The 17,825-nt window shown below is 68.0% G+C and carries 19 protein-coding genes and 1 tRNA gene; 7 read left to right on the top strand and 13 right to left on the bottom strand.

Annotated elements, in window-relative coordinates; genetic code table 11:
• Positions 1-138 precede the first annotated feature (138 nt).
• From ACZ5BM_RS13365 to ACZ5BM_RS13350, 4 genes are all read right to left on the bottom strand, one after another.
• Positions 139-597: a CreA family protein gene (locus ACZ5BM_RS13365; RefSeq protein ID WP_498908609.1), complete on the bottom strand. Its 459-nt coding sequence runs from the start codon at positions 595-597 to the stop codon at positions 139-141.
• A complete protein-coding gene (gene dld / locus ACZ5BM_RS13360) occupies positions 594-2,291 on the bottom strand; it encodes a D-lactate dehydrogenase (RefSeq protein ID WP_498908608.1) in 1,698 nt (565 codons plus the stop codon). Before dld ends, ACZ5BM_RS13365 begins: the two co-directional genes overlap by 4 nt.
• An 8-nt stretch (positions 2,292-2,299) precedes the next feature.
• Positions 2,300-2,896 (bottom strand): histidine phosphatase family protein, encoded by a 597-nt coding sequence (locus ACZ5BM_RS13355; RefSeq protein ID WP_498911634.1) that lies wholly within the window; start codon positions 2,894-2,896, stop codon positions 2,300-2,302.
• 106 nt (positions 2,897-3,002) lie between these two features.
• Entirely contained in the window at positions 3,003-3,605 is a 603-nt protein-coding gene (locus ACZ5BM_RS13350) for a TetR/AcrR family transcriptional regulator (protein WP_498908607.1), read from the bottom strand.
• A gap of 282 nt (positions 3,606-3,887) precedes the next feature.
• On the opposite strand from ACZ5BM_RS13350, the gene ACZ5BM_RS13345 reads away from it, so the two are divergent.
• Positions 3,888-4,292, top strand: a complete 405-nt coding sequence (locus ACZ5BM_RS13345; RefSeq protein ID WP_498911632.1) for a DUF308 domain-containing protein — start codon at positions 3,888-3,890, stop codon at positions 4,290-4,292.
• A 147-nt stretch (positions 4,293-4,439) separates the two neighbouring features.
• Here ACZ5BM_RS13345 and ACZ5BM_RS13340 read toward each other — a convergent pair whose 3' ends face one another.
• The 6 genes from ACZ5BM_RS13340 to rfaD all read right to left on the bottom strand — a co-directional run bounded on the left by ACZ5BM_RS13340 (position 4,440) and on the right by rfaD (position 10,185).
• Positions 4,440-5,372, bottom strand: coding sequence for a ribose-phosphate pyrophosphokinase (locus tag ACZ5BM_RS13340; protein ID WP_498908606.1), 933 nt, complete (start codon positions 5,370-5,372; stop codon positions 4,440-4,442).
• A 130-nt stretch (positions 5,373-5,502) separates the two neighbouring features.
• Positions 5,503-6,501 (bottom strand): hypothetical protein, encoded by a 999-nt coding sequence (locus ACZ5BM_RS13335; RefSeq protein WP_498908605.1) that lies wholly within the window; start codon positions 6,499-6,501, stop codon positions 5,503-5,505.
• Positions 6,498-7,298, bottom strand: a complete 801-nt coding sequence (gene pgeF, locus ACZ5BM_RS13330) for a purine nucleoside phosphorylase YfiH/LACC1 family protein (RefSeq protein ID WP_498908604.1) — start codon at positions 7,296-7,298, stop codon at positions 6,498-6,500. Before pgeF ends, ACZ5BM_RS13335 begins: the two co-directional genes overlap by 4 nt.
• Positions 7,291-8,337 carry a class I SAM-dependent methyltransferase gene (locus ACZ5BM_RS13325; RefSeq protein ID WP_498908603.1) on the bottom strand — a complete coding sequence of 349 codons (1,047 nt, stop codon included), beginning with the start codon at positions 8,335-8,337 and terminating at the stop codon, positions 7,291-7,293. Before ACZ5BM_RS13325 ends, pgeF begins: the two co-directional genes overlap by 8 nt.
• The gene (gene lgt, locus ACZ5BM_RS13320; protein WP_498908602.1) at positions 8,334-9,176 is read right to left on the bottom strand and encodes a prolipoprotein diacylglyceryl transferase; all 843 of its coding nucleotides are present in this window, start codon (positions 9,174-9,176) and stop codon (positions 8,334-8,336) included. The genes ACZ5BM_RS13325 and lgt overlap by 4 nt, the downstream gene beginning before the upstream one ends.
• A 28-nt stretch (positions 9,177-9,204) precedes the next feature.
• Positions 9,205-10,185, bottom strand: a complete 981-nt coding sequence (gene rfaD / locus ACZ5BM_RS13315; RefSeq protein ID WP_498908601.1) for a Rossmann-fold NAD(P)-binding domain-containing protein — start codon at positions 10,183-10,185, stop codon at positions 9,205-9,207.
• A 145-nt stretch (positions 10,186-10,330) separates the two neighbouring features.
• On the opposite strand from rfaD, the gene ACZ5BM_RS13310 reads away from it, so the two are divergent.
• Positions 10,331-10,696, top strand: coding sequence for an accessory factor UbiK family protein (locus tag ACZ5BM_RS13310; RefSeq protein ID WP_498908600.1), 366 nt, complete (start codon positions 10,331-10,333; stop codon positions 10,694-10,696).
• Positions 10,697-10,766: 70 nt separating this feature from the next.
• Here the strand turns inward: ACZ5BM_RS13310 and ACZ5BM_RS13305 are convergent, their stop codons facing one another.
• Positions 10,767-11,057, bottom strand: coding sequence for a hypothetical protein (locus ACZ5BM_RS13305; RefSeq protein ID WP_498908599.1), 291 nt, complete (start codon positions 11,055-11,057; stop codon positions 10,767-10,769).
• Between the two features lie 300 nt (positions 11,058-11,357).
• Here ACZ5BM_RS13305 and ACZ5BM_RS13300 point away from each other — a divergent pair, with 300 nt between their 5' ends.
• The 4 genes from ACZ5BM_RS13300 to ACZ5BM_RS13285 all read left to right on the top strand — a co-directional run bounded on the left by ACZ5BM_RS13300 (position 11,358) and on the right by ACZ5BM_RS13285 (position 13,564).
• The gene (locus ACZ5BM_RS13300) at positions 11,358-11,861 is read left to right on the top strand and encodes a type III secretion system chaperone family protein (RefSeq protein ID WP_498908598.1); all 504 of its coding nucleotides are present in this window, start codon (positions 11,358-11,360) and stop codon (positions 11,859-11,861) included.
• 5 nt (positions 11,862-11,866) lie between these two features.
• Positions 11,867-12,682: a pyrroline-5-carboxylate reductase gene (proC, locus tag ACZ5BM_RS13295; RefSeq protein ID WP_498908597.1), complete on the top strand. Its 816-nt coding sequence runs from the start codon at positions 11,867-11,869 to the stop codon at positions 12,680-12,682.
• Between the two features lie 71 nt (positions 12,683-12,753).
• On the top strand, positions 12,754-13,401 hold the full coding sequence (locus ACZ5BM_RS13290) for a TetR family transcriptional regulator (RefSeq protein WP_498908596.1): 648 nt from the start codon (positions 12,754-12,756) through the stop codon (positions 13,399-13,401).
• 88 nt (positions 13,402-13,489) lie between these two features.
• A tRNA-Gln gene (locus ACZ5BM_RS13285) sits at positions 13,490-13,564 on the top strand.
• A gap of 79 nt (positions 13,565-13,643) precedes the next feature.
• Here ACZ5BM_RS13285 and ACZ5BM_RS13280 read toward each other — a convergent pair.
• Entirely contained in the window at positions 13,644-13,913 is a 270-nt protein-coding gene (locus tag ACZ5BM_RS13280) for an HU family DNA-binding protein (protein ID WP_422865027.1), read from the bottom strand.
• A gap of 215 nt (positions 13,914-14,128) precedes the next feature.
• On the opposite strand from ACZ5BM_RS13280, the gene ACZ5BM_RS13275 reads away from it, so the two are divergent.
• Positions 14,129-15,028 carry a rhamnan synthesis F family protein gene (locus ACZ5BM_RS13275; RefSeq protein ID WP_498908595.1) on the top strand — a complete coding sequence of 300 codons (900 nt, stop codon included), beginning with the start codon at positions 14,129-14,131 and terminating at the stop codon, positions 15,026-15,028.
• On the opposite strand, the gene ACZ5BM_RS13270 is transcribed toward ACZ5BM_RS13275, so the two are convergent.
• Positions 14,985-17,807, bottom strand: coding sequence for a glycosyltransferase family protein (locus ACZ5BM_RS13270; RefSeq protein ID WP_498908594.1), 2,823 nt, complete (start codon positions 17,805-17,807; stop codon positions 14,985-14,987). The genes ACZ5BM_RS13275 and ACZ5BM_RS13270 overlap by 44 nt on opposite strands.
• Positions 17,808-17,825: the final 18 nt, after the last annotated feature.

Genomic DNA, 17,825 nt, shown 5'->3' with positions numbered 1-17,825 from the left:
ATGGGGCACGACACTCGTGACGCGATACGCACGTGCATATGTAATAGTTTAACAACTCGCGGAATGGGGAGAGACAGCGGGCGCACCGGCCCACAGTCGAGCGGTTAGCACCTAGCCGCGAAGGATTCCTGTTCGAATCTAATTGGCGCTGAGTGACACCGTGGAAATCGCATTGGTCGGGCTGCCACCCGGCGTCAGCGTCCGTGTGGACCACGCCAGATAGACCAGCGTATTGCGCTCGCGATCGAAGAGCCGCGACACGCGCAGCTCCTTGAAGAACAGAGAGGTACGCACGCCGAACACCACTGCACTCGACGGCAGCGAGGCCGGCGCCGTGGCGTGGCCGCTGTTCTGGCAGGCGAGCGAGAAGCGCGACGGATCCACCGCCACGCCAAGCGAGCCTTTCACGCCGCCGGTCTCCGCATGGGACAGATAGCAGGACACGCCGGGCACGTCGGGATCGTCGTAGCGATCGACCGCGATGCGGTCGTTGCGGCCGAGCATGCGGAAGGTGGTGTCCGCCGTGCCGATCCGCGTCTGCGCCCAGGCAGGCGAGGCGAGCAGGCAGATTGCAGCGACGAGGATTGCGGGCTTCATGCCGCCTCTCCCCAGCAACGCAGCTTGCTCGTGCGGCCGATGCCCGGATTGAAGCAGTTGCACGGGTCGAGCTCCCGATAATGCCCGGAAAGGTTCGGCGGCGCGTGATAGAGATGGCCGACATTGTGCTCGGCCGGCGCATGGCCGCCGCGCGCGACCAGCGTCTCGAGAATGCGCTCTTCCAGATGCTGCGGATCAACGCCCGCACTCGGGATGTAGTCCTGGTGCAGCACATGGCAGAGGAAATGCCCGTAATACAAACGATGGGTGGTGAGCGCATCGAACTCGGCTGGCAGATGCTCGAACCAATGCTCGGTGTTGCGCGGCAGGGCGACGTCGAGCGGGACGATGGCCGGCACCGTGCGCGGATTGAGCGCACGATAGCGCACCGCGGCGCCGGCGGCGGCGAAACGATGCAGAAAGGCGCGCGAGGCTTCGGCAGCGCTGCACCGGAAGAAACCGGCTTCGCCGAGAACCTCGCCCAGCAGGGCCTGCATCGCATCCGCGTCCCCGGCAGAGACCTTGATCATCAGATGATGATGGAACCGGTCGCGGAACTGCCGCATGCGCGCGGGCAGATGGTCTGGAAACAGCGCGCCGACGCGCTGCATCAGCCGGTCGGACAGCGTATCCGGCAGGAACGGCACGCGCTCGGCGATGCGGTCCACTTTCGCCTTCAGCGCGAACAGGGCGGGCAGGCGCGCGGTGCCGAACCGGCTGATCGCCAGAACCGTGTCCTTGCCGTAGCGATCGGCCAGATCGAACGCATCGCGGTGGATGTATTCGCAGGCGATCGGCAAACGCTGCGGCGCGGCGAGAATGCGACGGCGCAGGGTGGCGAACCGGTCCGGCGCTTCCGTGCCGGCATAGAAGCACACCGCATCGGGTTCGGCGGGGAAGGTGTCGAGACGCACCGCGAACAGGATCAAACGCCCGGCGGACCCTGCGGCATCGTGCAGACGGCCCGGGTCGGCGTTGAAGCGCGCGGGCTCCGGCGAGTTCGTGTCGCGCACGCGATTGGCGTAGTCGGCATCATGGGCGCGTCCGCTGTCCCAGGATACGGCGTCCTCGCTCCATCCGTCGCGGTCGAGCCGGTCGAGAACGGTTTCCGGGTCGTCGCCGAGCGCGATGCCGAGCTTGTTCACCAGTTCCAGTTTTCCGGTCTCGCCGACGCGGCCGAACAAGGACAGCTCGGTGTAGACCGGACCGCGACGCACCAGGGCGCCGCCGGAATTGTTGGCGACACCGCCCATCACCGACGCGCCGAGACAGGACGAGCCGATCACCGAATGCGGTTCGCGGCCGAGCGGCTTCAGCGTCCGTTCCAGAAGATCGAGCGTGGCGCCGGGAAAACACAAAGCCTGCTTGCCGCCGCCCAGCAGACGCACGCGGTTCATGCGCAGCGTGCTGACGATCACGATCGGCCGGTCGTAGTCGTCGCCGTCCGGGGTGGAGCCGCCGGTGAGGCCGGTATTGGCCGCCTGCATCAGCACGATGCAATCCGCATCCACGCAGGCCTGCACCGCCCGCCATTGTTCCAGCAGCGTGCCAGGCCGCACCACGGCGAGGCACGGGCCCTCGCCGGTGCGGTAGCCGCGACGGAAACGGCGGGTGCGCGACGCTCCGGTCAGAACATGCTTGCGGCCGACGATCCCGGTCAGCGCTGCGACAAGCGTGTTTCCGTCGGTACTCATCGGTCCGGTTATCCCACGTTCACGAGCTGCCACGGCAGGGGATCGGGTTCGCCCGGCCGCAGCCAGAGCGGCGACGCGTTGGGCAGGCGCACGTTGGCCGGCAATCCCATGGCGGCGCGCAGGGCGCGGAACATGGCGCCGTGGCACACGATCAGGACGGTGCCCTCGCCGGCCGTGGCGCGATCCACCGCAGCCACGGCGCGGGCCACCAGTGCGGCGAACGGTTCCGCGCCCTCCGGCGTGTAGTCCCCCGCGATCCAGCTGTCGTACCAGTCGCCCATCGGCTGACCTTCCTGCACGCCGAAGCAGACTTCCTGCAGGTCGCGATCGGTGCCGATCGGCAAAGCGATATTGTCGCGCGCCAGAAGCGTTTCCGCGACGATCTCCGCCGTCCGTAATGCGCGGATCAGCGGCGAGGACACGATGCGGGTGATCGGCGCGTGGTCGGCCCAATGCGCGGCCATCGTCGCCGCGGCCCGTTCCGCCTGGGCGATGCCCGTGGCGTTCAGGGGAATGTCGGACCGGCCCTGACTGAGGCCACGGGCATTCCAGTCTGTCTCGCCATGGCGGAGATACCAGAACGGGCGGGGTGCGAGGCTCGGGATCATGGGCGGAGTTGGTAGCATGGGGCGGCCAACTGGCAAGCACATGGCTGACCACCGTCGAAGGGCCGATCGTTTCCCGATCGGAAGCGTTACAACACGCCCTCCGTCACGTCGGCGAAGCCGCCGTCCAAATCCGGATGCGCGCCAGCGCCGCGTCCACGATCGCATCGAACCGGTCCGCATCGTCGAAGGCGCGGGCCGACAACATCGCGCCATAGATCGTCGCCATCAGGATCTCGGCCTCGGCGGAGGCGCTCAGCGTCAGGCGCATCGTCTTCTGCGTTTCGCCCAGAGCGAGCACGCGACGCAGCCAGTCGGAGAGATCGGCGAAATGTTGCCGCACCGCGACCGCGACCGGCTCGGGCAGGCCGGGCAGTTCCGCACCCAGAACGGCCGCCAGACAGAACGGCACGGTCCCGTCGCGAATGCAGCGCCGCCAGAACCCCACATAGGCCTGCAGCTGCTCGGTGGCGACCGGCGCCGAAGCGTCCAGAGCGGCGATCTGCGCCGCGATCCGAGCCCTCCCCTGTTCCACCACCGCCACGACCAGATCGGTCTTGGACGGGAAGTGGTAGTGGATGCTGGCTTTGCGGATGCCGAAGCGTTCGGCCAGATCGGCATAGCTGAAGCCGTTATAGCCGTGCCGCGCGATCAGATCGGCGGCGCCTTCCAGCAGTTTCGCGGCGGTTTCGCCCGTCGTCGCGCTCATGCCTGTTCTCCGATCACGACCACGTCCGGGCGTCCATACCGCTTCATACAGGCAATCTCGTCGCCGTCGAGCGATTGACCCACCGTTGTCTACCTTCTAGTAGGTAGCTATGATTTCCGAGGACAGAAGATCATGCCGACCGACACCGACCGACCGCTTCGCAACTACTACCTCGCCCGCTTCGCCGTATCGGCGCTCTGGGTCGCGGCGATGCTGTCTCTCGGACGCCGCTCCGACACCGTCGCCGCCATCCTGCTGATCGCCTACCCGGCCTGGGACGCGGTGGCGAACGCCGCCGATGCGCTCCGGAGCGGCGGGCTGTCGCGCAATCCGAGCCAGGCCGCGAACGTGGCCGTCAGCAGCCTCGTCGCCATCGCCGTCGCCGCGACGCTCGGCCGCGGCATGAACGCCGTGCTGGCCGTGTTCGCCGTCTGGGCGACGCTGTCGGGTTTCCTGCAGTTGCTGACGGGGGCGAGACGCTGGCGATCGCACGGCGCGCAATGGGCGATGATCCTCAGCGGCGCCCAGTCCATGCTGGCAGGGGCGTTGATGGGACGTGCCGCCGCCCGCTCATGGTCGGCCGGCCTGCCCGACATCGCGCCCTATGCCGCGTTCGGCGCGCTGTATTTCCTGATCTCGGCGCTCTGGCTGACGGTCGCGGCCTCGCGACGCGGGGCATCCGCCTGAACGCCTCGCCGGATCCGGTCCGGGTTTCCCGGGGCGTCCGCCGGCCGGATCATGCAAACGGCGACGCCTCGTCTCGCCTTGCCCGGACGCCGTCGGGCCGCACGACATCCCCGCCGCGCGGAAGACCCCGTCGCGGCGGCGTGCCGGTCAGTCGAACAGCGAGCTGACCGAGCTTTCGTCCGACACCGCGCGCATCGCGTTGGCGAGCAGCTGCGCGATGGTGATCTGGCGCACGTTGGAGGCCAGACGCACCGCCTCGGTGCCGAGAATGCTGTCCGTGATGGTCATCATCTCGATCGGCGAGGAGGCGACGCGCGACACGGCGCCGCCGGTCAGCACGCCATGCGTCACATAGGCGCCGACGCCGGACGCGCCCTGGGCGATCAACGCCTCGGCCGCGTTGCAGAGCGAGCCGCCGCTGTCGATGATGTCGTCCACCAGCAGGCAATGACGGCCGGACACGTCGCCGATCACGTTCATCACCTCGGACACGCCGGCGCGCTCGCGACGCTTGTCGATGATGGCCAGATCGACGTTCAGGCGCTTGGCGAGCTGGCGCGCGCGCACCACGCCGCCCACGTCCGGCGACACGATCATCAGATCGCGCGAGCCGTAGCGCTCCTTGATGTCGCGCACGAACAGCGGCGCTGCGAACAGGTTGTCCACGGGGATGTCGAAGAAGCCCTGGATCTGGCCGGCATGCAGATCCATGGTCAGCACGCGATGCGCGCCCGCTTCGGTGATCAGGTTGGCGACGAGCTTGGCGCTGATCGGCGTGCGCGGGCCGGATTTCCGGTCCTGGCGGGCATAGCCGAAATAGGGGATCACGGCGGTGATCCGCCGGGCCGAGCCGCGACGGAGCGTGTCGATCATGATCAACAGCTCCATCAGATTGTCGTTGGTCGGGTAGCAGGTGCTCTGGATCACGAACACGTCCTCACCGCGGACGTTCTCCTGGATCTCGACGAACACCTCCATGTCGGCGAAACGCCGAACCACCGCCTTGCAGAGCGGCAGACCCAGGCTGGCGGCGACCGCTTCGGCGAGAGGCCGGTTGCTGTTGCAGCTGACGATCTTCATGTGCGGCTCCGCGGCGGCCCGAACCGGCCGGTCGGGTGCCGGCGGCGAGGCCGCCGCCTTCTAGCAACCCGTCTAATTTCTGTCACGCACCGGATCGTGGGAAGGACATCCTGGCCGGCACGCACGGGCGTCATGCCTTCGGCGGCGGCGGCAGGGCGTCGCTCGGCGGCGCGGCCAGAGGCTGGTTCACCAGCGGGCCATCCGGCGATTTCGTGCCGCTCTGGCGAGGCTTCGCGCGGCCCTCGTTGTTGCTGATCACCTCACGAACGCCGCCGGCCGCCTCGGTGGCGGCGGCGATGGCCACGTCGCCCCAGGCGCCGTCGAGCGAATGGGCCGGAAGATCGTGCAGCTGCGTCGCCTTGCCGGCCTCGTGCGCCGGACGCCCGCCGCTGCCCACCACCGTGCGCGTCACGGTCCAGACGATCTCCACATGCTGCACGCCGTTGAACGGCTTGCTGACCGTCACCTGGCCGGACACCAAATAATCCGCATGCGCCTCGTCGGTCTGCAACGTGTCGTGCTCGTCCGGCAGCAGCGCTCGCATCTGCTCGGCCAGCTCGGCATTGCCGTTGCCGGGCGCGCCGGTCACGCCGGTGAGCCAGATCCGCGTCGAACGGTTCAAAAGGCTGTTGGGATCGGTCTGCGCCGCCTTGGCCTGCAGATCGATCAGCATGGCGTTGATGTCGTCCGCCGCGGCCCGGGCGTTCGCGGAAAGCATGGCCGGATCGGCGGACGCCCATTGCGCGGCCGGCACGGGCGTGCCGTCGCGCTCGGCGCGCACGCGTCCGTTCGGGCCGACAATGGCGTAATGCGGCACCACGGCCGCGCCGTCGGTCCGCGCCGTCACCGTCACCGACCAGTCGTTGCGACGGCGCGGCTGCGCCACGGCCGGAACCTCGTGCGTCAACAACCCGGCCACCAGCGCCTTGGTCCAGGACGCGGCTTCGCCATCGGCCAGCAACGCCCCGCCCGGCGTCGGGACATCGAGACGCGGCGGCGGCGGTGCGGCCAGACGCAGGGCGGCGGCACCCGGATTGCCGGCGAAAGGCTGCGGCAGATCGCCGCATCCCGCCAGACACACCGTGCAGAGAAGGGCGAGCGCGGAGAACGGGCGATTCAGGCGGATCATGGATGGGTCCGTTCGGGAGCGGCCGCGATCACGGAGATCTGGTGGCCGATCGGGCCGCCGCCCGCGAGCGTGCGGCGGCGATGGGAGAAGAACAGGTCGGGCTCGGCCAGCGTGTCGCGGCGGAGCGCATGCACCGAGCCGACACCGGCCTCGCGCAGCCGGGACACGCAATAGCCGGCCAGATCGAAGAAGAAACGATCGCCCGTGCCGGGCCGGAAGAACCGCTCCGCCTCCGTCGTGCCGGCGGCCAGAACCGCGTCGCGCAGATCGGGGCCGACCTCGTAGCTGGGCTGGCCGATGCACGGCCCGATCACTGCGCGTACCTGCCCGATCTCGGCCCCCAGCGCCTGCATGGCGTCCAGCGTGCGTTCCAGCACGCCGCCGACCGCGCCGCGCCAGCCGGCATGGGCGGCGCCCACCACGTTGCGCGCCACATCCGCGAACAGGACCGGCGCGCAATCGGCGGTGATCACGCCCAGCGCCAGACCGGGCCGGTTCGTCACCATCGCATCGGCACGGCCGCCCTCCCCCGGCGCCCAGGGCTCCGTCACGGTGATCACGGCATCGCCATGCACCTGGGTCACGCCCAGAAGCCGCTCCGGCGCCACACCCACCGCGTGCGCCACACGGCGCCGGTTCTCGCGCAGGGCTTCCGGCGCGTCGCCGCTGGTGACGGAACAGTTCAGGCTTGCGAACGGTCCCTCCGACACACCGCCGAGACGGGTGAAGAAGCCGTGCGGACAAGGGCGCAGCACGTCGTCAATAAGGGGATCGAGAAGAGCGCTGGGGTCAGGCACGAACGCCATCCTCCTGGGTCGATCGGGGTGGGGAAAAGCCGGGCGACACGCCCATGGACGGATGACACAGCGCCATCGCCTTGAACAACTGCCCCATGCGGTCGGGCGCGGCCAGACGGTGCGCCGCATCTACGAGCGCGCGCGCCTGTTCCGGCGGCTGGTTCCGGGCCAGACGCTCGGTGCGCTGGAACAGGCCGAGCGCGGACAGGAACGCGCCCTGGCTTTCCGGCCCCCAGACCGCGGCGCCTTCCGCCAGCGCGATGGCGCGCAAGGCGGGAAAATCCACATGGGCGGTGAGATCGGCCTCGCCCGGCGCATCCAGGGGCGGCGCGGGACGGCCGTCGCGCAGCGCCTGCAGGGTGTCGCCGGCGCCGGGGCGGTCCGGCCCGTAATCCAGCAACAGAACCGCACCCGGCCCGGCGGCGACGCGACGCGCGAGCCCGGCCACGATCGCCCGCGCCGGTTCGGAGAATTCCACCACCTGCCCCGCCACGACCGGAACGGCTCCGGGCGGCGGCGCGTCCGCCGGTTCCAGCACGAAGCCGCCATCGCGCACGAAGCGCTCGCGCCAGCCATCGGCCGGGGTCCAGACCATCTGCCGGATCGGCAAGGCGTCCAGGAACTCGTTGCCGATCAGGATCATCGGCCCGTCGGGGATGGTGTCGACCGTGTCGTGCCAGTCCGGATCGGCGCCCGCGAGCGCGTCCGCCTGGATCGCGCGCAGGCGCGGCGAGGTTTCCACCAGATGCACGCGCAGGGCGGTACGGAAATCGGGCGCGACGCGGGCGGCGAGACGCAGCGCATCGGCCATCAGCGTGCCACGCCCGGGTCCTGCCTCGCAGAACAGCACCGGATCGGGACGGCCCATCCCCTGCCAGCACACCGCGGCCCAGGCGCCGATCAGCTCGCCGAAGACCTGCGCGATCTCCGGTGCCGTGATGAAATCGGCGAACGGGTCGCGCCCGGCGTAATAGGCCGCATTGGCCCGCGCCATGAAGCGGTCGAGCCGCTCTGCCGGAGCGGGCGCGGCGTCGCTCAAACCGGCTCCGACGGCGGCGGCAGCACGATCGGCTGCAGCACCGGCGCGCGGCGGGCATACAGGATCAGCGTGCTGCCGGCGATCGCCATCGGGATGCACAGAAGCTGGCCCATGGTGGTGCCGAAGGCGAGATAGTTCAGGAACGCATCCGGCTGGCGGAAATGCTCGCAGAAGGCGCGCAGGATGGCATAGCCGAGCAGGAAGATGCCGCTCAGCAGCCCGGCGCGCTCGCGCACGGAACGGTGCCTGGCGAACAACGCCATCACGATCAACAGAACCACCCCCTCCAGCAGCGCCTCGTAGAGTTCGCTGGGATGGCGCGGGATGTTGTCGACACGGGGAAAGATCATCGCCCAGGGCAGGGACGCCGGGGCCGGACGCCCCCAGAGTTCACCGTTGATGAAATTGGCGCAGCGCCCGAGCCCGAGCCCGATCGGCACCACCACCGCGACGCGGTCGGCGAAGCCGAGGAAGTTGATCCGGTGTTTGCGCGTGTAGAGCAGCAGCGCCGTCACCACACCGAGCATGCCGCCATGGAAACTCATGCCGCCATGCCACAGCTCGAGTGCCGAGGCCGGATGGGCGAGATACAGCGAGGGCTGGTAGAACAGGATGTAGCCGAGCCGGCCGCCCAGAACCACGCCGAGCGTGGCCCAGGTGAGGAAATCGTCCACCTGGAGCTGTGTGGCGACCTGCGGCGCGCGCAGCACCAGGCGGCGCATCAAACGCCAGCCCACCACCAGGGCGACGATATAGGCCAGCGCATACCAGCGGATCGCCAGCGGCCCCAGATGCACCAGCACCGGGTCGAATTCCGGAAACACGAGAACGGGGATCATCGGCGGAACGCTTCCTGGCGGGATCGGGTCAAGAGAACGGCGCGTCGTCGCGCAGAAGAGCGACGTAGCGCCGCACGCCTTCTTCCAGCGCGGTGAACTGCCCGGCATAGCCGGCATCGCGCAGGCGGCGCATGTCGGCCTGGGTGAAGCTTTGATACTGGCCCTGCAGCGCCTTCGGCATGTCGATGAACTCGACCCGTCGCGGCAGGCCGTTCGCGTCGCACACGGCATGGGCCAGGTCGAGATAGGTGCGCGCCACGCCCGTGCCGAGATTGAACAGCCCGCTCGCCGACGGCGTGTCCAGCAGCCAGCACAGAACGTCCACCACGTCGCCGACCCAGATGAAGTCGCGCGCCTGCGCGCCGTCGGCCAGACCCTCCCGGTCGGAACGGAACAGTTTCGCCGAATGCCCGGCCAGGATCTCGTCGTGCTTCACCTTCACGACCGAGATCATGTTGCCCTTGTGGTTCTCGTTCGGGCCGTAGACGTTGAAGAACTTCAAGCCGGCCCATTGCGGCGGCGCGGCGCGGCCTTCGGCCAGTTCGCGCTGCACCCACAGATCGAAACTGTGCTTGGACCAGCCGTAAAGGTTCAACGGACGCAACGCACCGAGCCGGTCGGGCGCGTCCGAGAACGCCTCGATCCCGTCCGCGGCGCCGTAGGTCGCAGCGGAGGACGCATACAGGAACGGCACGCCGTTGCGCGCGCACCAGCGCCACAAGGATTGCGACAACGCGACATTGGTGCGCCAGACCAGATCGCCGTCGCGCGCCGTGGTTTCGCTGATCGCACCCAGATGCACCACCGCCTCGACCGGTTGCGGACTGTCGGCGAGAAACGCGTCCAGCTCTTCCGGCGGCACCAGATATTGCGGCGGGAACTGCGCCAGATTGCGCCATTTCCCCTCCGAACCGAGCCGGTCGACGATCGCGACCGCCCGCTTCTGCTTCTGCAGAACCGCGTTGAAACACGAGCCGATGAAGCCGGCGCCGCCGGTGAGCACGATCATGCGGCGCTTATAAAGGGCTCGGGAGCGGGTGGCGACAGCGCCACCCCGGCGGCGCCCGGACGGTCAGTGGAGAGGGGCAGCGGGTGACATGATGCCTCGCCGACGCCATATGAGTTCGGACGATCCCAAACCCTGGAGAAGCATCATGGCCGAGCGTTCGCGGATTTTCGACGACATGGCCGGCGTGGCCGGCGGCGCGTTCTCCGCCCTGACCGGAATCGGCGAGGAACTCGGCGCGCTGATCCGCGCCCGCGTGGACGAGGCGCTGAGCCGTTTGTCGCTGGTCCGTCGCGACGAATTCGAAGCGGTGAGCGAACTCGCCGCCAATGCACGCGAGAAGCAGGAAGATGCCGACGCACGCATCGCCGCGCTGGAAGCCCGCATCAGCGCGCTGGAAGGCGCATCGGCCCATGCGGCGACCGACCAGCACGGCCTGGACGGCGCCCCGGGCGGCCCGCCGCCGCGGGAGGAAGGCGGCTTCGACGACGCCCCGCCGCCCGCCACCTACTGACACGGCCGGTCTTCGGCGAAAGGAAAGGCGGGGCGCTTCCGGGCGCCCCGCCTTTTTCATGTCCTGCCGGTCAGTAATAGCGCCAATAGCCGTGATACCAGCGGCGATGATGCCAATGCCGGCCGTGCCAGTAGTAGTGCGGTCCGACCCAGCCCGGCGGCGGACGCCCGTAATAGGCGCCCGGCGGGGGTGGAGGCGGCGGTCCGCCATAGACCGGTCCGGGCGGCGGCGGTGCCGGCGGAGGCGGGGCGCCGTAGGCGGGACCCGGCGGCGGCGGCGGCCCATAGGGCTGGGCCGCGGCGGCGGTGATGCTTCCTGCCAGCGCCAGGGCGGCGATCAGGGCAGTCCGGGTGACAGGCATGTCGGCGTTCCTTTCGTGAACGTTCGTCCCATCAACGCAACGCCCGTGGCGGATCGGTGGTTGGGTTGTAACGAAAGGAAAGGCTCCACCGTCCGTGGCGGATGCAGCGGCCCTTGCCGTGCGGGTTTGACCCCCATACGCTCCCGAAAGGTCCAACATTCAGGAGACGGGGCGCCTGATTCGCAACGGACCTGTGGCGAGACGGGCGTGTCGGTTCGGTCCTGGGGTGGGACCTGGTTTGCAGACACAAGGGGTCCGGACCATGCGTCCGGGCTGACCTCCATCGCCGGGGAGCCCACCATGCCTGCTGTCGACACCCATATCAGCCAGCCCTCCGCCAACCCGCTCGATCTGATGGAACAGATCGTCGGCGGCTACGAATGGGCCTTCGATCGTCGCAACGACACCGAAATGGCGGCGGAAGCGCCGGGCAAATGGTGCGATTACGGGCTTTATTTCTCCTGGTCGAACGAGATCAGCGCGATGCACTTCACCTGCGCCTTCGACCTGAAGGTGCCGCCGGGACAGCGGCGCGCCCTGTTCGAACTGCTGGCTCTGGCCAACGAACGTTTGTGGATCGGCCATTTCGGCATGGACCTGGATGACGGCATGCCGCTGTTCCGCCACGCCGTGCTCCTGCGCGGGGCCCAGGGCGCCTCGATGGAAAGCCTGGAAGACATGGTCGACATCGCCATCACCGAATGCGAACGCTTCTATCCGGCATTCCAGTTCGTGCTCTGGGGCGGCAAGACCCCGGCGGAAGCGCTGGAATGCGCCATGCTGGAATGTGCGGGAGAGGCCTGAACATCGTGTCCGACACCAAGGCGCCGATCCCCCCTCTCCTGCTCGTCGGCTGCGGCCGCATGGGACAGGCCATGCTGGCCGGCTGGGACAGGGACGGATTGGCGCCGTCCTGGATCATCGACCCGAACACCGACCTGCCGCCCGGCTCGCCGCACCGGATCGCCAAAAGTGCCGAGGACATTCCCGCCAAATTCCGGCCCGGCGCCGTGATCCTGGCGATCAAACCGCAGGTCGCCGAGGAGGCGATGCGCACCCTGTCGGGACGCGTCGGCGAAGCGGTGGTGCTGTCCATCATGGCCGGACGCACGCTGTCGGGCCTGCGCGACGCCCTGCCCGACGTCGGCGGTCTGGTGCGCGCCATGCCCAACACGCCGGCGGCGATCGGGCGCGGCATCTCGGTCGCCGTGGCCGACCGCGACACCGGCGCCGAACACAAGGCGCTGTGCGACCGGTTGCTGCGCGCCGCCGGCACGGTGGAATGGGTCGAGGACGAAGCCCAGCTCGATGCGGTCACCGCCGTTTCCGGCAGCGGCCCCGCCTACGTGTTCCTGCTGGCCGAACTCCTGGAAAAGGCGGCGCGGTCCCAGGGTCTGCCGCCCGCCCTCGCCCGCACGCTGGCGCGCGAAACCGTTTCCGGTTCCGGCGCCCTGCTTGCCGCCTGGCCGGACCAGGACGCCGCCGCCCTGCGACGCAACGTCACCAGCCCGAACGGCACCACACAGGCCGCGCTCGAAGTGCTGATGCGCGACGAAAACTGGCCGGACGCCACCGAAAAGGCGATCGAGGCGGCAACGAGGCGGTCTCGCGAACTCGCGTGTTGAGCCCGCATCCGTTATTGCGCCACAAAGTTCGCGTTGGCTGACCGAAGCCCGCGATTCAAGGACCGCATCCGATGGACCAGCAGCACTTCGACTCGACCCTGATCCGGGCCGCCATGGCCAGGGCCGAGGCGGTGGGCTGGCGCCGCGTCACCATCGTGGAAGCCGCCAGACAGGCCGGGCTGCCGCTGGACGAGGCGCGGGCGCGCTTCCCGACCCGCGCCAACGTGCTGCTGCGCCTGGGCCTGCTGGCCGACCGCGCGGCCCTGGTCGACGAAGGCAACACCGGCACGGTGCGTGAGCAGTTGTTCGACATGCTGATGCGACGCATCGACGTGGTGCAGCAGTATCGCGGCGGCATGCAGTCCGTCCTGCGCGCCCTGCCGTTCGATCCCGCCCTGGCCCTGCTGATCTCGGCCGCGACGCTGGACAGCATGCGCTGGATCGGCGCCGCTGCCGGCGTCGACACCGCGGGCGTGATGGGCGCCCTGCGCGCGCAAGGCCTGGTGGGCGTGTGGCTGCACACGGTGCGCGCCTGGGACAAGGACGAGAGCGAGGATCTGTCGGCAACGATGGCGGCGCTGGACAAGGCGCTGGACCGCGCCGACCAGCTCGCACGCCTGTCGGAGAAACCCTTGTTCGAGCGCGCGGCTCTGCCGGGCGCGAACGGCGAAACCGGCTCCGGGCTCCCGGCGGCGGACGACCCATTCGAGGAATCCTGATCGAACCGGCGCGGTTTCAGTCTCCAACCGCAACATGCGGGAGGGCTTGCCCGGACAGAAGGCTGCCCTTATCAAGACCACCGCGCGATGGGGCGTCGCCAAGTGGTAAGGCAGCGGATTTTGATTCCGCCATGCGGAGGTTCGAATCCTCCCGCCCCAGCCAGCCACATCCCCTCGAAGAACCGGACCGAGTCTTCCACCGCCGGACGAAACGCCCAGGCGGCGGAAAACCTCGCCGTTTCTTAGACGGCCTTCTTCAGATTCGGGCTTGCCTTGAAGCGGACGGTCTTGCCAGCCTTGACCTTCACCGGCTCGCCGGTGCGCGGGTTCAGCGCCTTGCGGGCCTTGGTCTTACGAACGGTGAAGGTGCCGAACGACGGAAGCGTGAAACCGCCTTCCTTCTTCAGTTCGCGCACAATCGCGGCGATCAGATCGGCGGCGGCCTGATTGGCGGCAACGCCGGTGCAGTCGAGCGAATCCTGGATAACGCCGGCGATGAAGGCTTTGCTCATGTGACCAATGGGCTCCCATTCGATGAACCAGGGCGCTCTCGCGAGCCATCTCGCGCGTCGACCCCGTTTCGGTTTCCGCTTTCTACGCTCTGGGTCAATGCGACGCCAAGGTGTATTTGGAAACCGTAAGGCGCAAAGCTGCTGACTGCGACTAGATTTATGTTCACTTAACGTCCGAATGCCGCCCTCAACTTGATATATCAAGCCGGATCCGCATGAGCCCTGCCGCCGACAAAACCCGCGTCTGCCTGTTCGCGGCCTTCGATCCGCGCACGGCATCGGGCGACAGCGTTCGCATTCTTTCTGCTACGGACTGCTATGTTCGGGCGCTCGCGGAAAGCGGTTATGCCGTACATATGGCATGGTCCGGTGCGGGCCGGCTCGATGCGCGCGACGCCGAGCGGCTCGGCGCGCTCGGCGTTCGCGTCCACCATCGGCCGAATATTGGTCATGACTTCGGCGCATGGCAGTCTCTCGTGCGACATGGATGCACCGAAGGCGCAGCGGAGGTGCTACTCGCCAACGACAGCGTGTTCGGCCCCGTGTTTCCGCTGGCGCCCCTTTTCTCCGCCATGCGAGAGCGACCGAACGACGTGTGGGGCATGACCGAATCGCGCGAAGGGCGCTGGCACCTCCAATCCTGGTTCCTGCTCTTCCGCAATGGAAGTTTCCGGTCTCCGGCGGTCCGGCGGATCTTCGAACAACCTTTCGACGAGATGACGCGCGACCAGATCGTCCTGCATGGCGAACTGGGTCTCGGCGCCGCCATTCTGGCCGAAGGTCTCGACTGGGACTCGCGATGGCGCGCGCCGAACCGAAGACTGCGCAGGCTGGTGCCCGGCAATCCGATGCATCTGGACTATCTGTCGGTGGTGCGGTCGGGCGCGGTGCCGTTCCTGAAAGCCGATCTGCTGCGGGACAATCCGGCCAGGATCGGCTGGGCGGATCGCTGGCGCAGTCTGCTCGGCACAGGCCCGCTGGACGTCGCGATGGTGGAGGAGGCGCTGGCATGCAGACCCGGCCTGCCGCACCGGCGGCAGACCACGATCATGCGCGCGCTCTACGCGGCGATCAGCTGCGATCAGCCGGAAGCGGCACTGAACCTTCTCCGCTGACCACCTGACGGATCATGCCGAGCAATTCCCGATACTGGCTGTCATAGGTCGCCAATGTGCCGGAGAACGGATTGCGGAAGGCAGAGATCCGGTCTGGATCGTCCAGAAGCGCCGTGACCGCCGCCTGCAATTCGTCATGGCGGCCGTCGAGGGCGATGAGCGTGCCGTTGACGCCGTCTCTGACTTCTTCCGCCTGCCCGCCGCCCGCCGTACAGATCACCCAGACATCGCGCGCCAGTGCCTCGCGCACGGTGAGTCCGAAGCTCTCCTTCCATTGCGACGGAAACAGGAGAACGTCGATGCCGTCGAAGAACGCGTCCATGCTCGCCTGCGTGTAGGCCGGCACCACGCGTATCGTGCCCTTCACCTTCCACGCCGACACGTCGATCGAACGGAAGCCGAGATTGAGTGTGTTGTCGACCAGAACCAGTTCCCAGTCCTCGCGCTCCAGCGCCTCGAACGCCTTGCGGATCAGGTGGAACCCCTTGATCGCCTCGTTGCCGCCGACATAGCCGAACCGCAGCGTCCGGCCCGGCTGGCGATGCGATCGCGGCATTTCGGGCATACGGATGCCGTTGCGATTGACCTTGACCCGATCGGGAGAAAGTCCGTTCGCGAGATAAAGCTGGCGATGGGTTTCGCTGGGCGACAGCAACAGGGTCGTGTTCCGCAGAACGCCCATCATGATGCGCATGCGATCCTCCAGATGGCGCGCATGCGGTAGACAGTTCTGGCAGACCTTCAGATCGATCGTGGTCTGGAAACAATAACGGCGATCGCCGCGCACCATGAAATGCCGGTCGCACAACCACCACGGGTCGTGCAGCGTGATCACGGTGGGAATGCCGCGCTCCTGGCACAGCCGCATGATGGACGCGCCGAAGCCCTGAATCGAATGGGCGTGCACGACGTCCGGACGCAGCGCATCCAGAACCTGCCCGAACACATGGGTGATGGACGGATTGTCGAGCTGCACCACCTGGTCGCCGGCGGAAGACAGGCTGGTGGCGAAGACGGGGATGCCCGCCCAATCGTAGCGCAGCAGACCGTTGACGCGATCCGGGATCTGCGGGCGCGACGTGAAGACGCAGAGATCCACACCCTCCGTGGCGTTCAGCCGGCTCGCCAACTCCTGCGCCACGATGGTGGCGCCTCCGAAACTCTGCGGCGCGAAGAAGATGTTCGCCGACAGGATCCGCAGTGGCGCCGCCACACGCGCGGACGGCAGACCGAACAAGGCCGAGACCTGCGTTTCCGCGATTCGATCGGGTGCATAACGATCCAGCACGTCGTCCAGCGCCTGTGTCCCGAGCCGCGCGCGAAGGTCGGGATCGAGGATCAACGCCTCCAGGGCGCGTTCCCAACCGGCCGCGTCATTCGCCAGCATGCCGTTTTGGTCGTGCCGCACGATCTCGGTGAAGCTGCGGCAGGGCGAGCAGACGCTCGGCATGCCGAGGATCGCCGCTTCCTGGAACTTGATGTTGCTCTTGGCATCGTTGAACAACGTCGGCTCGAGCGGCGCGATGGCGATGTCCGCTTCGGACAGAAGCCGTAGGTAGTTGCGATAATCGGTGCCGGGAATGGTCTCGATCTGGCCTTCGACTGACTCGAACGACTCCGGGATCGTCAGTTCGCCGACGATGCGCAGACGCAGCGCAGGATGGCGGCGCAACAAACGCAGGATCGCCGGAGCGGCGCAGCGGAAATCGGCATCGTGGGTCTTGGTGCCGGAGCCGTAGACGATGGTGGTGAACCCTGGCAGGGGTCGGCGCGTGTCGCGCAGACCGGCGGCGATCTCCAGGGTTTCCCGGTCGAGCGCGTTCTCCACGACCTGCACCTGGGCCACGCCGGCATCGCGCATGGTCTGCGCCAGCGTGCCGGTCGACGCGATCGCCCGTCCGCAGGCCAGCATGGCGGCGCGATAAAGACGCACCCCGGCCAGAACCTGTTCGCGGAGGGGCTTGTCCAAGGTCTTGAGGTTGCTGTTCTGACGATAAAGCGGCTCGTCGAAGATCAGGTCGTCGACTTCCCAGATCGGATCGAGTCCGAGCCGCCTCGCATCGTCGATCATCGCCAGAACCGGCTTCTCCGCCGGCACGCGATAAAAGATGAGGTGGGTGCAAAGCTGCATCGCCGTCGACACGTGATCCAGCTCGCGCCAGCTGATGACCTGGCAGCGCCAGCCGAGCGACTCCAGCATCTCCTTCTTCTGCCAGACACGATATTTGGCACATTGCGGAATGCTGAGTTCGGCGACGATCAGCACCGTCGGTTCGAGGATCGCCAGCCCCCCCGCACGGATCGGCGCGGCATAGGCATCGGGCGTGTCCGCGGTTTCGCCCGTCGCGGTCGTGCCAGACAGAGAGCGGTGCTGCGACAGTTTGCGCCGGACGGTGCCGCTGCCGGAAATCGTCGGCACCAGTCGGCCGCCGCGGCGCAGCAGCCCGATCGCGCCTTCTTCCTCGGCGATCTCGCGCAGCCGCCGTGCCGCCTGAGGAAAGCTATGCCCGGTGGGCAGACGTCCGGCGGCCAGGGCCCGGGCATAACGAAGCGGCGTGGTCAGACGCCATGACACGGAATGCTGCAACTGGCCGAGCCGGTTGCGGGCATCGTCCAGACCGGCCTGCAGACCATCGCCACGCATGCCCTGCAAGCGCAGGCTTGCCAAGGCGCCTTCCAGCAGGAGACGCGTTCGCTCCAGCTCCCGCGCCAGAATAGCGGGATCGTCGCTGTCCGGCGAGGCAGGGACATGTTCATGCGTGGGGAAGGTCGGGTCCATACCGCTCCATTAACCGTC

The sequence above is a fragment of the Lichenicola sp. GTC18331 genome, from assembly GCF_055386855.1.
The sequence above is the reverse complement of the archived record's forward strand: the minus strand, read 5'-3'. Positions and strand labels throughout refer to the sequence as shown.